The organism is Virgibacillus sp. FSP13 (assembly GCF_054048505.1).
Genome location: NZ_JBSVKG010000001.1, coordinates 174,062 through 188,529 on the forward strand (window position 1 = coordinate 174,062; position 14,468 = coordinate 188,529).

General features: G+C 40.3%; 11 protein-coding genes. 3 read left to right on the forward strand and 8 right to left on the reverse strand.

What is annotated here, in order from left to right; all coding sequences use genetic code 11:
• Positions 1-118: 118 nt before the first annotated feature.
• Positions 119-2,035 (forward strand): S-layer homology domain-containing protein, encoded by a 1,917-nt coding sequence (locus ACW2QC_RS00835; protein WP_457542078.1) that lies wholly within the window; start codon positions 119-121, stop codon positions 2,033-2,035.
• 43 nt (positions 2,036-2,078) lie between these two features.
• On the opposite strand, the gene ACW2QC_RS00840 is transcribed toward ACW2QC_RS00835, so the two are convergent.
• The 7 genes from ACW2QC_RS00840 to ACW2QC_RS00870 form a co-directional block, all read right to left on the reverse strand.
• Positions 2,079-2,336 (reverse strand): hypothetical protein, encoded by a 258-nt coding sequence (locus tag ACW2QC_RS00840; protein ID WP_457542079.1) that lies wholly within the window; start codon positions 2,334-2,336, stop codon positions 2,079-2,081.
• A gap of 175 nt (positions 2,337-2,511) precedes the next feature.
• Entirely contained in the window at positions 2,512-4,008 is a 1,497-nt protein-coding gene (locus tag ACW2QC_RS00845; protein WP_457542080.1) for a hypothetical protein, read from the reverse strand.
• A gap of 1 nt (position 4,009) precedes the next feature.
• A complete protein-coding gene (locus tag ACW2QC_RS00850) occupies positions 4,010-4,435 on the reverse strand; it encodes a divergent PAP2 family protein (protein WP_457542081.1) in 426 nt (141 codons plus the stop codon).
• Between the two features lie 46 nt (positions 4,436-4,481).
• On the reverse strand, positions 4,482-5,447 hold the full coding sequence (locus tag ACW2QC_RS00855; protein WP_457542082.1) for a lysylphosphatidylglycerol synthase transmembrane domain-containing protein: 966 nt from the start codon (positions 5,445-5,447) through the stop codon (positions 4,482-4,484).
• Positions 5,447-6,187, reverse strand: coding sequence for an SDR family oxidoreductase (locus ACW2QC_RS00860; protein ID WP_457542083.1), 741 nt, complete (start codon positions 6,185-6,187; stop codon positions 5,447-5,449). The genes ACW2QC_RS00855 and ACW2QC_RS00860 overlap by 1 nt, the downstream gene beginning before the upstream one ends.
• A gap of 29 nt (positions 6,188-6,216) precedes the next feature.
• A complete protein-coding gene (locus tag ACW2QC_RS00865) occupies positions 6,217-7,575 on the reverse strand; it encodes an FAD-binding protein (protein WP_457542084.1) in 1,359 nt (452 codons plus the stop codon).
• 25 nt (positions 7,576-7,600) lie between these two features.
• On the reverse strand, positions 7,601-8,488 hold the full coding sequence (locus tag ACW2QC_RS00870; protein WP_457542085.1) for a decaprenyl-phosphate phosphoribosyltransferase: 888 nt from the start codon (positions 8,486-8,488) through the stop codon (positions 7,601-7,603).
• A gap of 477 nt (positions 8,489-8,965) precedes the next feature.
• On the opposite strand from ACW2QC_RS00870, the gene ACW2QC_RS00875 reads away from it, so the two are divergent.
• A complete protein-coding gene (locus tag ACW2QC_RS00875) occupies positions 8,966-11,929 on the forward strand; it encodes an S-layer homology domain-containing protein (protein WP_457542086.1) in 2,964 nt (987 codons plus the stop codon).
• A gap of 984 nt (positions 11,930-12,913) precedes the next feature.
• On the forward strand, positions 12,914-13,072 hold the full coding sequence (locus tag ACW2QC_RS00880) for a hypothetical protein (protein ID WP_457542087.1): 159 nt from the start codon (positions 12,914-12,916) through the stop codon (positions 13,070-13,072).
• A 289-nt stretch (positions 13,073-13,361) separates the two neighbouring features.
• On the opposite strand, the gene ACW2QC_RS00885 is transcribed toward ACW2QC_RS00880, so the two are convergent.
• Positions 13,362-13,994, reverse strand: coding sequence for a hypothetical protein (locus ACW2QC_RS00885; RefSeq protein ID WP_457542088.1), 633 nt, complete (start codon positions 13,992-13,994; stop codon positions 13,362-13,364).
• Positions 13,995-14,468: the final 474 nt, after the last annotated feature.

The window sequence follows — 14,468 nt, forward strand, 5'->3', positions numbered from 1 at the left end:
CATGTCCCGACTCCTACCATTTACCTACTATTCTTCCATTTTCTATCTTGGAAAAGATGGGGAATAGTTGTATTATAGATTAGGAGATTATAAGTCTATCATGATAAGGGGATACGGTATGAGTAGAAGGTCAGTTGTCATCTTTGTAGTAGTTTGCATGATGTGTTTTATGTCGATTCCACCACATTTCTCGGCGCAGGCAGGTAGTGGGGATTCGGATGTGGAAGCAGAGAAGAGCGAGAATGCTGAAACTAGTAAAGAAGAAATAGAATCAGAGGAAGAAGAGGAATACAATGAGTTAGGCATTAAAAAAGGCACAGAGGTTTATGGTGTGGATATTAGTAAATTTTCCGAGGAAGAACTTCAGTACGTACCAGAAGGTTGGCGAGATGGGGTTATTGAAAATGAACAGCATCACGCTATCCCTAAGGCCAGAAGTTTGATGCGGGCACAGAAAGCCTATCCGAACGTAAATGATTACATATTATCTCATAATCTACCAACTGCAGCAGTTGAATACGATCATATAAGCAAGTTACCACAGTTTGGTTATCGGTATGGTAGACCTGAGGGAGTTGTTGCTCATGAAACAGCGAATAACTCTTCAACTATTACACAAGAGATTACCTACATGAAGAGAAACTATCAAAATGCATTTGTTCATGCCTATGTAGATAATTCACGGGTTATTGAAGTGCACCCTACCAAATACGCTTCCTGGGGTGCAGGACCTTATGCAAATGAACGTTTCATCCATGTAGAATTGGTGCGCGTACATAGTTTTGATAAGTTTGCCCGTTCTATTAACAATTACGCTAATTATATTGCCTCGCTATTGGATAAATATGGATTACAAGTAATTAGTGCAGAGGATAACAATGGAAAAGGGACACTATGGTCGCATAGAGCGGTAACCCATTATCTAGGTGGTACCTGGCATGTTGATCCACATGGTTATTTTGCACAGTGGGGCTACAATTGGAGCGATTTTGTCGAGCTGGTTACCATGAAATATAATGCATTAACAATTCAAAAACAATCTACAAGCAAAGTAGGACATATCAAGTCAGAAAAAGATTTCATTTACAATGATCTTGCTGAATTGCAGGACTATAAACTAGCAGGTTCTGAGTATACAGACAGGGTTTTTTATATCAAACAACAAGCCAAAATGAACGGTCAAACGTATTATTTAATCAGCGAAAAACCAAGTAGCACAAAAGGAACAATTGGCTGGGTTAACAGCAATGATATAAAAGTATATTCCCATACAAGCGTTGATCGCAAGCAGAAGACCTTAACACTGTCAGGTTCTGGCGTTGCATACAACAGGGCCTGGGGCGACAAAAAGAATATCGTATATCCAGAGCTATCCCAATATGCCGGGGAAACGTTTGACGTTAATCTAACGGAAAAGGTAGGAGACAATGTTTGGTATCGTGGTCATCTGCATGGCAAACAAGTCTGGATACATGAAAATCATTTCGAAATTAAATTTACGGATGTTCCAAAAGGCTCATCACATTATGAGAGCATCTACGCGCTCGCTAACATGGAGGCTATCCGCGGGTATAGGTTAGATGATGGATCTTATATCTATCGTCCGGGAAAAGAACTGTCACGCTCTCATGCAGCGGTTATGTTTACCAAAGCGCTTAAGTTGCCAGTTCCAAATGATGTAGCAGGGGTTTTGGAAAATTTCAGTGACATCGATACTTCTCACCTATACGCCGAAGAAATCGCCGCAACGTATCAGGCAGGAATTTTCCAAGGCAGCGAGGGAAAATTTATGGACAAGGCCCTTACACGCGAACAAATGGCTACAGTAATCGCAGAAGCATTTGATTTACAAGAGACAGGAGTAGATACAGGAGTCAGATTAGATAATGTATCTCCTGCCCATCAGGATAGTGTGTCTCTTCTTGCACAGCATGGAATAACGGTTGAACTAGATAATTACCGTCCATTTGAAACTGTGACAAGAGGACAATTTGCAACGTTTTTGTATAAGGCGATGCAAGAATCGAATAAGTAGTATGAGCCGAGGGCGGGCGATTGAGGAGTGAGAGTCGCGATGTTCAGCTAGAAGTCGCGCTCTCCGGCATGGAAGACGCGGATCTTGGCGGAAAGTCGCACAACTCGGTCCGAAAGCCGCCGGACAAACGGTGAAAGTCGCCGGACGGAGCGGAAAAGTCGCCGGACAAAGCGAGAAAGTCGCCGGACGGAGCGGAAAAGTCGCCGGACAAATGCGGGAGGTCGCCGGACAAAGGGGAGAAGTTGCCGGACAAAAGCGAGAAGTCGCCGGACAAACGCGGGAAGTCGCCGGACAACCACAAAAAGCCGCACCAGAATCCGTGCACCCAGGCGAAGAAGTCACGCGCGCCAGACCAGAATCCGTGCCCCTCGCTACCCTGCGCACCCGGCATCCCCTGCGCACCCGGCACCCCGCATCCCCTCCACGCCCTCATCCCAAAACAAAAACAACCGCACGGACCACCTCCGTGCGGTTGTTCATTCCACCACATCCCCCAACTCAACAAACTCATCCCCAGATTCATTCACAGCCTGCATGATATCAACGAAACTCTCATCATATTGATATCCCACAAGAGAGCGGTACTGAAAATAAACGCCTGCTGCATGGTTAGGTGTGATGCGGTGGGTAAATGCTTGCAATGATTCGATGTCTGCAAAATATGGTCGAAAATGTACTTTGATAAACTGTATGTCTGGGCGTAGGTAGCGGGCGTGGTAATCTTCTAATGCCACGATACTACCTGTTGGAATCTCCTCATACGTCTGCTGCACCTGTTCGACTGTTTCTTCGTATGTCAGCCCAGTACTTTGCATCGCCTCATAGGAGCTAAAGCCAATATTGTGCAAAAAGGCAATCACAAGCACTATTGTTAAAAAGTCTTGCCAGCGTACCCAATTCCGTTTGTCCAGTTGTGCGATCCAGCTGCAAATGAAGAACCAGATCATGAATGTAGCTGGTCCGAGCAGGCGAAAGTTAAATGGGTCAAAATAGGCTGACCAGCGCATATAAACAATTGCGATAAAATAGACTAGGCCAACAAACAGGAACATTCCTGGGAGCAGAAGTTGATCTTTCCTCAGCTGGAATAGTGCTTTAACCTGTTTTGGACGAATGAACAATACCAATCCGACAAGCAGTACGATAATGGTTGCAGTCGGGAAATCATGGCTTGTATTGGAAAACAGGTTGAATTCTGTTGTCAATCCTTCCCATAGCATCGTCATAAATTCGGATGCTGTTTCGACTCTTGGAATACGTTCCATTCCTGTTAATTGGCCAGTTTTTAGATAATTGACGACCAGGTACATACCTGCGATCAAGATGGTTAGGCTCCCGGTTGCCCAGCAGATGATCATAGGTTTCCATTGTTTCCTGAACAGATAATAAAAGCCGACTAAGCCGATAATGCCGGCACCGATCAGTCCGATATAACGCATGAAAAAGAGAAATAAAGACGCAATCAATAGATGAATGACATAGCCAATTTTATTTGTTTCTACATACCTTACCAATCCAAATACAAGCCAGAGCATCCCTAATAAAAAAGGTACTTCAGACCATGTATAGACGAAAAGGTTTGTAAAAGTACTTACAAAAAACAGCATGGAAACAAGTACTGCGCGCTTCTTGAATAATCGTTTGATCAGAATAAAACAAGCTCCAAGACAAAGAATATTAACAAGCTTGGAGGCCCAAAAAACGCCTAGCCCGGAAACGAACGACATGAGCGCAATTAGGACAGGGTAGCCGACTGGCCAAGTGGCGAAATAGGTGCTCATGCCATTAACGTAATTCGCCGTGGTCATCCCATCCCCGTTAAGGAAGTTCTGGGCTAACTGCAAATAGTGGGCGGAGTCGGATGACAAAAAACCATTCTCGTCCAGCTTGGATTGAAAAATAATGAACATGCTGTATACCAAAAAGATAACAAGCAGCCATAAGTTGGTTGACTTTAATAACCGTTTGCTCATCCTATAGCCACCCCCACCAGGAAAATAGCATGAACAGTGCACCACTTGTGATAAAGCCGACAACCAAACCGCCGAGTATTTCGAAAAGCGTATGTCCCATGCTTTCCCGTAATGGTTGGTAATCAGCGGTTTCGGTGTTCATTTGGTTTACCACTGTCGCTTGTTTGCCAACTGCCATGCGTAACCCGGTCGCATCGATAATGACGATGAAAAGAAATGCTACTGCCAGCCCAAAAACTGGTGTAAACCATCCCTCGCCAAAGCCAATTAGAAAGACGGTAGATGAAACAGTTGATGTATGTGTACTCGGGAATCCACCATTTCCTACATATTGACGGGCATTTTCGCCGTATTTAAATTTATTTATCAAATATTTTAAACAACCTGATGCAAGCCATCCTACAAAAGGTGCTAAGAAATATGGCAATGGACAACACTCCTTGCTTTAGATGTTGAAAAATGAATCGGCGACTTTACCGCTGTTTTGGAAAAAAAGACTTCCTCTTCACCAGAAAAACGATAATCCCTAAAATAACCCCAAACCACAGGGTAACAAACCGAATAATTAACGAAATCGTTACCGCCAAGCTTCCAGCGACACCAAAATGGATCAGCAATCCTGTAATACTTCCTTCAGCGGCACCAAGCCCACCAGGTATCATGGATAGCGCCCCAGCAATTGTTCCAAGGCTAAATGTTAAGATACTTGCAACAAGCGAAACATCTACAGAAGCGGCCTTGATAATCATGTATAAACTAACACATTCCAGTAGCCAAGCCATGACACTGACCAAAAAGGCAAAGCTTAGTTTACGAAATCGCATGAAGAACAGTGTTTGGCGGTAAAACTGGTGTAACGATTCACGAAACCGATGCAATTTTTTGGGCTTCGTCACCCAATTAATAGCTTTATTGATAAACGAGCGTCGTTGCACCAAAATAAAAAAGATTACGAGCAACACTGCTAACAGAACTAATGATGTAAGGCCAAAAGGATAGACTAACAACCCGATACCCACTAGCGCCATCATCGCCAGTAAATCCGTAAAGCGATCATAGATGACAATGGGCAGAGATTCTGCATATGGAACGTTTGCCTTCTTTTGCAATAGATAGGATTTGATCAATTCCCCAGCCTTAACGGGGGTGATCGACATCATTAATCCGATAAAGAAAATAGCGGCATTGTCCTTCAACCCAATGGAAAAGTTCGACCATTTGGAAAATGCCTGCCACTTCCATAGGCGTAATAAATAACTACCACACGTAAAAAGAAACGCCAGCAACAAGTAATGTACTGGCATTTCGACAATCGCATTCATCACTTTTTTTAGATCTGCAAGCAATAAAAAGCAAGCCATCACAATAACGCCAAGAATAATTCCAATAAATAGCTTTTGGATAATAGTTTCTGGTGTTTTTCGATCTGAAGCTTCCATTAGATATCTGTCCGTTTGAAAACTTTTTCAGGAATTAATTTAATGATGAACATAATCACAATCCAAAACCATGGTGTATAGACGACATTCCGACGTTTCGCAAGCCCTTTCGTGATATCAGTTGCTACTTTTTCCGGATCGGCTAGTAGTGGGGAATCCTTCACAACGCCATAGGTCATTTTCGTATCCACCATACCAGGCTTAATCGTCAGTACTTGTACACCTGATTGATGTAGGCGATTGCGTAGTCCCTCCATATAGACACTTAAGCCAGCTTTGGTAGAGCCGTAAATATAATTGCTTTTGCGTCCGCGATCACCAGCTACAGATGAAACTGCGCAAATGAACCCGCGCTTTTCCTTTTCAAAATAATTGGCAGCGATATTCAAGATGGATACTGCTGATGTATAATTGACATCAATCATATTCCGGGAAAGGGAGAAAGATTGCTCCGCTTCTTTCTGATCGGCCATTGCCCCATACATAAGGAGCACGCCATCAATGCCTTGATTTTCATCCACGACTTCGGAAAAGAATCTTTCATGATGATCAAAATCAAGGGCATCGAATGCTTTTACCTGAATATCGACACCATACCGGATCTCTAAATCACTCTTAATTGTTACTAGCTCATCTGTTCTTCTGCCTGTTAAGATCAAGTTCATCTTTCGTTCAGCGAGCTTATGAATCGTTTTTTGTGCAATGGTTGAACCAGCACCTAAGACTAAAACCGTACTCATAAAAAACACCTCATATCGTATCGTTTATTTTACGTCAACCCGAGCCTTCGAGACATGGAAGAAGAAAACCGGCCATCGGGATCTAGTTGTTGTTTTACCTCCATGAATTTCTTCCAATTTGGATACATGCTTCTGAACGTCTCCGGGTTGATTGTAGAGTCTTTGGCTAAGTAAACACGTCCACCGTGAGCCAGAACAATGTCATCCAATTCCTTTAAAAATGAAAACAAACTGTTGTTCTTAATCGGGATATCAAGCGCTAGCGTATATCCCTCCATTGGGAAAGAAAGCAATCCATTATTGGCTTGTCCAGAACTTTTTAGTACGGCTAAGAACGATGAACGTTTTTCACTGCTTAATCGTTCCAGCAATTTGCGGATTCCTTCTTTTGGCTGATTCGCCTTTGGAAAAACAGCCTGGTATTGGACGAACCCGTTTTTTCCATAAAGTTTATTCCAGTCCGTAATCGCATCTAACGGATGGAAAAAGGAAGTCTGATCAACAATTTTCGTTTCGTCTTTATAAGAAGCATAATACAAGTTATTAAATGCAGAAATACTCCAGTAATTCAACGCAAAAGATGGAGCATTGATTGGCATTTTTAAGTGTAACTTCCGTGAGTTGGGAAAAGGGTCATGGATTTTAGCAGGTAAATCAAGTTTATTCGCGTGCTCTCCCCGCATTAACACGGATCTACCGAGGGAATCTCCTGAACTCAGGCAATCAATCCACGCCACCGAGTACTTAAAGTTTGCATCATTTTCCGAGAACTTATCAAACGCCTCATCCAAATTTTTTGCTTTTTCATACGTTGCTTTTATATAGGAACTTTCAACGGGAATTAGTTGGATAGTGGCTTGCAAAATGATACCCGTTAGCCCGATGCCACCAACTGTAGCCCAAAATACTTCTGAATGCTGATCCCGGCTGCACGTTATGACCTCACCTGAAGCAAGTAGCAAGTCAAAACAAACAACAAATTCGGAAAAGCAGCCGTCCACATGATGGTTTTTCCCATGGACGTCATTGGCAATTGCGCCACCAACCGTAACAAATTTGGTTCCCGGGGTGACAGGCAAGAAATAGCCCCGTGGTAAAAACACATCGATAATGTCTGCTAAAGAAACGCCAGCCTCACAAGTTAATGTTCGTGTTTCTTCATTAAATGCTAGCATATGGTTCAATTTATCAAAGCGGATGACAGCCGCATCTTTATTCAGAGCTGTATCCCCATAACTTCGTCCAAGTCCGTATGCGATCTGGCTGTGTGCGTTATCTTCCTTTAAAATGGCTTGAATATCCCGACTGGTTTCCGGTTGATACACAAAGCATGATTCCCTTGGGAAGTTCCCCCAACCAGAGATCACTTTTTTCATTGGCTTTACCAAGAACATCACGTCCAATCTAAATTAATCAAAAGGCGGTAAGAATGATGACAATACTAACGACATACAAGATGACTGTAATCAAGATGTGCCGATCCTCAAATAAAACTTTCTCAGGCGCGCCACCTTGTTTTTTAATATGAATCAAATATAAATAACGAAACATGCCATAAATAACGAACGGAATGGTCCACATCAGATGGATGGAGTCACCAGCAGTAAAGGTAAATACCGCATAACTAACAATAGTTGCCGATGTTACGATACTCGTTAGTTGATCTAAAAACGGCAATGAATAGTCATCCAACACTTTTCGGTGCGAGCTGTCGCTTTCCAATGCTAATGTCAGCTCATGCCGACGTTTGCCAATCGCAAGAAATAAGGATAATAGCATCGCACATAACAGGAACCAAGGCGTAAACGGCACATTAATAATAACTGCCCCGCCAACCGCCCGCAGTACAAAACCAAAAGCAATGACCATCATGTCCACAATCACGATATGTTTCAGGTAATAACTGTACAATACGTTTGTAACGAAATAAATCAACAAGATAAGAAAAAATATTTTATTTATTAAATAGGAAAGAACTAGTGATAAACCAAGTAACACAACACCCGTGGTAATTGCTAAGGCAGGATTTAATAACCCCGATGCCATTGGCCGATACTTCTTCGTTGGGTGGTTACGGTCAGCTTCCCTATCTTTATAATCATTTAGGATATAAATACTACTTGCAGTAAAACTGAATGTAATGAATCCGAAAATGGATAGCAATACAGCGTCAAAATTTGACAATTGAAATGAAAATAATAAAGCAGCAAACACAAGGAAATTCTTCGCCCATTGCCTTGATCGTACCTGCTTCCACAGTAAATGAATGATTGAATTGCTTCCCAAGAGATATCTCCTCACCTACATAAAAATTCCTCATTTATTATAGCACATCAAATCAACATTTCACTAACGCAATTCATTTTCATGGTCTAGATTAAAATTTGCCACATATAATGGAAATTGTGTGATAAATAATGATGGAGTCTTTGGTACCAGAAAGAGTCTTTTTTTGCGGAATGACAAAGATGTATCGTAGAATTTAATTTAGGTGATTATCGGAGTAATTTATTTTATTTATTCTAGTCTTATTATACTTGTGAATCAACAAACGATTTAGTATAATATACTTATCTAGTAAGTTGTAGTTTTTATCTATCTATTATTCTATTTATTGCTGTTGACAATCATCACACCAGTAACTATACTAGATAAAGAAACTATGTGTTTAGTAGGTTCTCATCTTGATTTCCAGGCCTCATGTAATCATTTCTATACATATTGGGACGTAGGAAAAAAAGATGAAAATATAGACAACCTTAAGGAGGATAAAGTTTTATGCAAAACAAAAAAACTTATCGCAAGTACGCTGTTTCGACAATGGCAGCAGCTGCTGCAGTTGCAGGTGTAGCTCCTGTCGCATCTGCAGCTGAATCGACAAACTTCCCTGATGTGACTCAGGAATCTGTTCCAGACCATTATGATGCAATTATGGAGTTGGCTGATCAAGGTGTCATTAAAGGATTTGAGGACGGAACTTTCGGTCCTTGGCAAAATGTTAGCCGTGCACAGGTTGCAGCTATGTTGACAAAGGCTATGGATCTTAATGTACCTAGCGACTTAGGAGAAGCTTTAAATGACTACAAGGACATTAGCGCAACTCATCAGTATGCAGAACAAATTGCAGCTGTAACAAATGCTGGTATTTTCAAAGGAAACCTACAAGGAAACTTCCAACCATACACAGACATTACTCGTGAGCAAATGGCTACAGTACTTGTTGAAGGTTTAAACCTTGATGAATATGAAGCTGAAAAAGTTGACATTAATCTTGATAATGTGACTCCAGACCATGCTGATAATATTCAAGTTCTTGCTAACTTGGGAATCACAGTAGAAACTGAAGATTTCCGCCCATTTGAAAAAATTACTCGTGCTGCTTTCTCTACAATGATGGTTAAAGCGATGGATGTTATTGCACCATCAATTGAAAGCTTGGGATCTGTATCCGATGTTACAGTTGACCAAGGAACAGCTGTTGAAGATGTAGAACTTCCTGAAACAGTTGAAGCTACTTATGACGATGGTTCAACTGCTGATGTTGCTGTAGATTGGGATACTTCTAAAGTAGATACTTCTGAAGTAGGAACATATGCAGTTACTGGTTCAGTTGAAGGTACTGATGAAACTGTATCTGCTAACGTTATTGTTAGAGCAACAGAAGTGACAGTTGAATCGGTAAGTGCGATTAATGCTGAAGAGATTCTAGTAACGTTCTCAGATGATGTTACAGAGACGGCGGCTAATCAAGCTAATTATGAAATCTCTAAAAACGGTACTAAATTAACAAGCGACAAAATCGCTGATATCAAAGTTAATGGTAATACAGCATTGCTACGTTTGAAAGATTCCGCTAAAACAGGCGACCGTTATGTTGTACAGACTAATGACTCTATCATCTCTAAAGATGGCAAACCTGTAGAGAAGTTTGCATCTGAAGAGTATGTTTATGCGGATGGTCCAGCACCATCATTAGAAAACACTAGCGTTGTTCAAGGCGAAGACAGTGTTAAACTACGTTTACAGTTTGACCGTCCTGTACAAAAAATTGACAACGACCAAGGTGAAGAAGGTACTAAAACACTTATTAAAGTAGATGATGTAGAAATCGATAGTAATGACCTAACTGAATCTGTTTTCGCAGGAGAAGCGGGCAACTACTTCTACGACGTTGATATCAATAATGAAAAAGCTCAAGAACTAGCTGTTAAAGAAGGTAAACATAAAGTTGTTATTTTTGACATCCAGGATACTGCGGCAGAAAACCCAGTTGTAAGCAGTGTTCTAAAAGGATCATACGAAATTACTAAAGACGCTACAGTTCCTGAAGTAGCAGGAATTCAAGTGTTGAACGGTAATAAGTTCTTCATCAAAACTAACCGTCCGGTAGAAGTGGGAGATGGCGGGCTGAAGGTTGAAAAAGGCGTCCATCAATTTATTGAAGGAGATTTATCTTCCTCATCTAGCCTAGTATATGAAGAAGGTAGCTTACCAGACGGAACACCTGGTGTATACGTAGTTATTACAGACTCAGCTGACGATGACGCCAACCCATTGTATAAAAACAATGAAACATCTGTTGATTTAAAAGTTACACTGGAAAACTATAAGGCTGAGGGAAGTGACCTAGTAGGAACTCCTGTTACGGAAGATGTAACGGTAAGCAAAGACGACACTAAACCATCAGTTAAGACAACAACAATAGCTGAAAATGGTAATATTAATGTTACGTTTAATGGAACCATTGATGAAAAACCAGAGGCAAATGACCTTGTTATTAAAGATAAAGATGGTGTAGTTAAGTCTGTTGATGATGAGAATATCACCCTTGCGGATTCTTCACAAAACAAAGTAGATGACGTAGTTACAATTTCAGGTGACTTCAACGAAGATGCACCGTACACAGTTGAATTCAAAGATGGCGCATTACGTTATGAAGGTAATAGTAGCTCAGTTTCAGCTTACGACGTACCAAGCAAGAAAAATGATGCTATCACAGTAACTGCTGAACCGGCAGAAGGATTTAAATATGTTGCGTTTGGTGATCTAACAGATGCAACAATTGATTACGTGGAAAAAAATGTCATTAAAGTAAATTATGAAACTGAAATGACAGACTCTGCACGTGAAGTATCCAACTACAAACTTGATGATGAAGAATTGCCAGAAGGAACAAAAGTTGAATTTGTCGGTGATAAAGAGACTGTTCATATTACAATTCCAGAAGGTACTGTTAAATACGATGACAACAGCTACAAACTTGCTATCTCAAGTGACGTTACTACAAAAGATAACAAGCATGTTGTTAAGAACCTTCAAACTAAAGGTGATTACGACCAGAACGTTACTCTTTACGACAATGTGAAACCTGAACTTGAAAAAGCGGTTTACCTTGTTGAGTCCGACGATGCAGAGTCAAGTGAATATATCAAGCTGACATTTACGGAAGGTGTTGAAGTTAAAGATGATCAGTTAGATGCTGATGATAACTTTACAGTTGTTGTAAATGGATCTACACAAACTGCTTCTGTAGCAGATGATGTGACTCCTGAAGATAATGAGCTTGTTCTGAAGCTCGGCTCTGAAGTATCTGTATCACAAGAAGCTACAATAACACTTGTTGAAGATTCAAAAGGTAATATGAATATTACTGATGTTTCTGATCTGAAAAACGAGGCTAAAGTAGATTCTTTTGTTAAAGCATCAACGACAAAAGTTGATAAAACCCTTGAAGAAAACTAAACGAAATGTTACTTTATAAGCTAGTTTACTAGTGAAAGAAGTTGGAGAAACACCCTCATGTTTGACTGTGAGGTCGAACATGAGGTGTTTCTTCAAACTATTGTTTTACCATTTTGTGGGTGAAATTCCCACACTTGCTAAATAGTTATAAGCAAGTGCCTAATCCTCCTGCATCCAGTGAGGTTCTTACCAACCGAAGGGATGAAGTCAGGTAAAGTCGTACTCATGAAATTGAGGCGGGGTTCCATAAAAGGTGACTATGGTTAGGAGACGAATCCATGCTTAGGCAGGGTGAGGTAGTGAATGCTAAGAATTGCTAGGGGTTTAGTATTCACTCTTTCATTTGAAATAGTGGAATGGGGATCAACCAATTAACTATTAAACTGGTCTTTCTCATACCTGAATAGTGGAGATCTAAGGTTATCAAAAAGAGGGATGGAGACAATGGAACGTTTGAAGTCTTATTAGAAGAGGTGGGTTAGCACCAGTGAAGCTAGTAAGATGGCAGCGGGTTCATAGTAGTGTTGATAGCTAGCCGCTTGGACTTGTATGGTAACATACGAGAAGGATAAACCTAGTAGGAGCGAAGGAACCCAGTCAGTAGCAGATTCTTATACGACTTATTTCCCCAAAAGTAAGATCGTTGGAAGTAAATAAGCCAATCGCTAGAAACGATTGGTCTTATTTACACCATACATATAGGTAAAAAGAATCAAATTGTTATTGATGGCACGCCGTATGCGGTGAAAGCCGCTTGTACGGTGTAGGCCCGAATCGAAAGCTGCTGAGAGAGTGGTATAAGACGGGAATAGCGAAGAAGAAGTAGCAAAGGGTAATGTTACAGAAGCCATCACAGACCTAAATTTAGGTAATAATGTTCAGGTTCCATCTTTAACATTTGAGGATACAGGAGCAAATTCTGATCAAATTCAAAAGGTAGCAGATGAGATTAAAGATGCTAAAACTGCTTTAACAGCTAACGGAATGGCTAGCGCGATTAATAGTTATGCTAAGGATGAAGCAACATTAAAACGACATCTTCAATCACTATTGGATAATAACACTACAATTCCAAATGAATATAAGTCGCTTGTTGATGCTTTAAATGCTGCTTATGGTCTTACTGCAAATACAAATAGTTAATAAGGGAAGTGGGGCATGTTCCTCATCCCACACTATTTTGTAAATGAAAATTAGAGAGAACTTTCCTTTTTGGGTTGGTTCTCTCTTTTGCGAAACACGGGGACGGTTCTCTTGTTTCATCAAGAAAGTCTCGTTGAGCAGAAATGCTTTGCGAGGCTTTTCTTTTTTCGTTTTATTCTCTTCAAGTTCCCTCCAAGTAAACTTATTTCATAGCATTCCCGCTTCATGAAACAAGGGGGGAATGCGAGAACCGTCCCCGTGTTTTTCTAGAGCATTCTAATTCCTTAGTTTAAGCTTTTAGTTCAGAAAGTTGTTGCCAAATTGGTATATCATTATCGAATAAGATAATGTACCCATGGTTCGGATAATCTTTTTTAATTGCTTGAAGATAATCCTGGTACTTCGGCATGACCTTTTCAAAGATAATAGTACAAGATATAAACGATGCATTACTTCCTCTTTTAATATTTTCTAAACGAAATAAGTCTTGTGCAAGGTTGTTACTTCCGTATTTTTGTTTAAGTGACTGACAATATTCCGATTCCTTTTCGTGTTTTTGCCATGTTGTTCCGCCAATTTCATTTTTAATTGAAAATCCAGTAACTATCTTAGGTTGGTTTAAACCAGGAACCCAGTTATCAGAATCAACAAACGCGATATCCACTTCATTCTCCCGACCATTTTCCCCTCTTCTTCTTGCATTGTTTTCTATATTAAAAGGTAGGTCTCTTTCAATTTTATAACGAGTAAGATACATAGTTACCAGCAATTCTGTAATTCCAGTAAGATTTTTTGAATGTCCCATGAACTCAACACTTTTTTCATAGAATCCATTTTTTAATTCGTACAACTCCATTCCTGTAAGCGTATGTAAATTTGAACCGATATATTGATATAAATCGTCTAACAAATTTCTAAACATATTTCATCCCCCCTTAAATTATTTTTATTTTACCATGAATATTCTAAATATACTATATATAACAAAAGAAACACAGGGGGATCAACACGGGGACGGTTCTCATGCTTCATTATTGGCAAAATAACTGTTACTTTTAGGTGTTGAGTAAATAACAGGAAAGGACTGGCCTTCGGGTTGGTTCTTTCTTTTTTATTTAGTAGAATGGGGGGAGAGGGTTGGAGGTGAAATGGATGAATTCTTAAGAATTAAAAGTTGCTAAAAGGCTTGTTGCAGCAATGCCTTTAAACCAAGTCATGGAGCTAAAAGAAATTTATGGTTCAAGCTGGACCAATATTTCCTCTCCTAATACTTTTGGCAAGGATTTTAAAGCGGAGTACGACAATTATTTTAAATTGCAACCATTAATCAACTTTTTTTAATGTAAATTTAGCTTAATAATGTGAATGGGCGCTTAATCTTATTAGATTAAAGCAC

Excerpts from the sequence above, each read along its gene's own strand:
- ACW2QC_RS00875 (WP_457542086.1), top strand. The coding sequence starts at position 8,966 with ATGCAAAACAAAAAAACTTATCGCAAGTACGCTGTTTCGACAATGGCA.
- ACW2QC_RS00835 (WP_457542078.1), top strand. The coding sequence starts at position 119 with ATGAGTAGAAGGTCAGTTGTCATCTTTGTAGTAGTTTGCATGATGTGT.
- ACW2QC_RS00880 (WP_457542087.1), top strand. The coding sequence starts at position 12,914 with ATGGCTAGCGCGATTAATAGTTATGCTAAGGATGAAGCAACATTAAAA.
- ACW2QC_RS00860 (WP_457542083.1), bottom strand. The coding sequence starts at position 6,187 with ATGAGTACGGTTTTAGTCTTAGGTGCTGGTTCAACCATTGCACAAAAA.
- ACW2QC_RS00845 (WP_457542080.1), bottom strand. The coding sequence starts at position 4,008 with ATGAGCAAACGGTTATTAAAGTCAACCAACTTATGGCTGCTTGTTATC.
- ACW2QC_RS00885 (WP_457542088.1), bottom strand. The coding sequence starts at position 13,994 with ATGTTTAGAAATTTGTTAGACGATTTATATCAATATATCGGTTCAAAT.
- ACW2QC_RS00855 (WP_457542082.1), bottom strand. The coding sequence starts at position 5,447 with ATGGAAGCTTCAGATCGAAAAACACCAGAAACTATTATCCAAAAGCTA.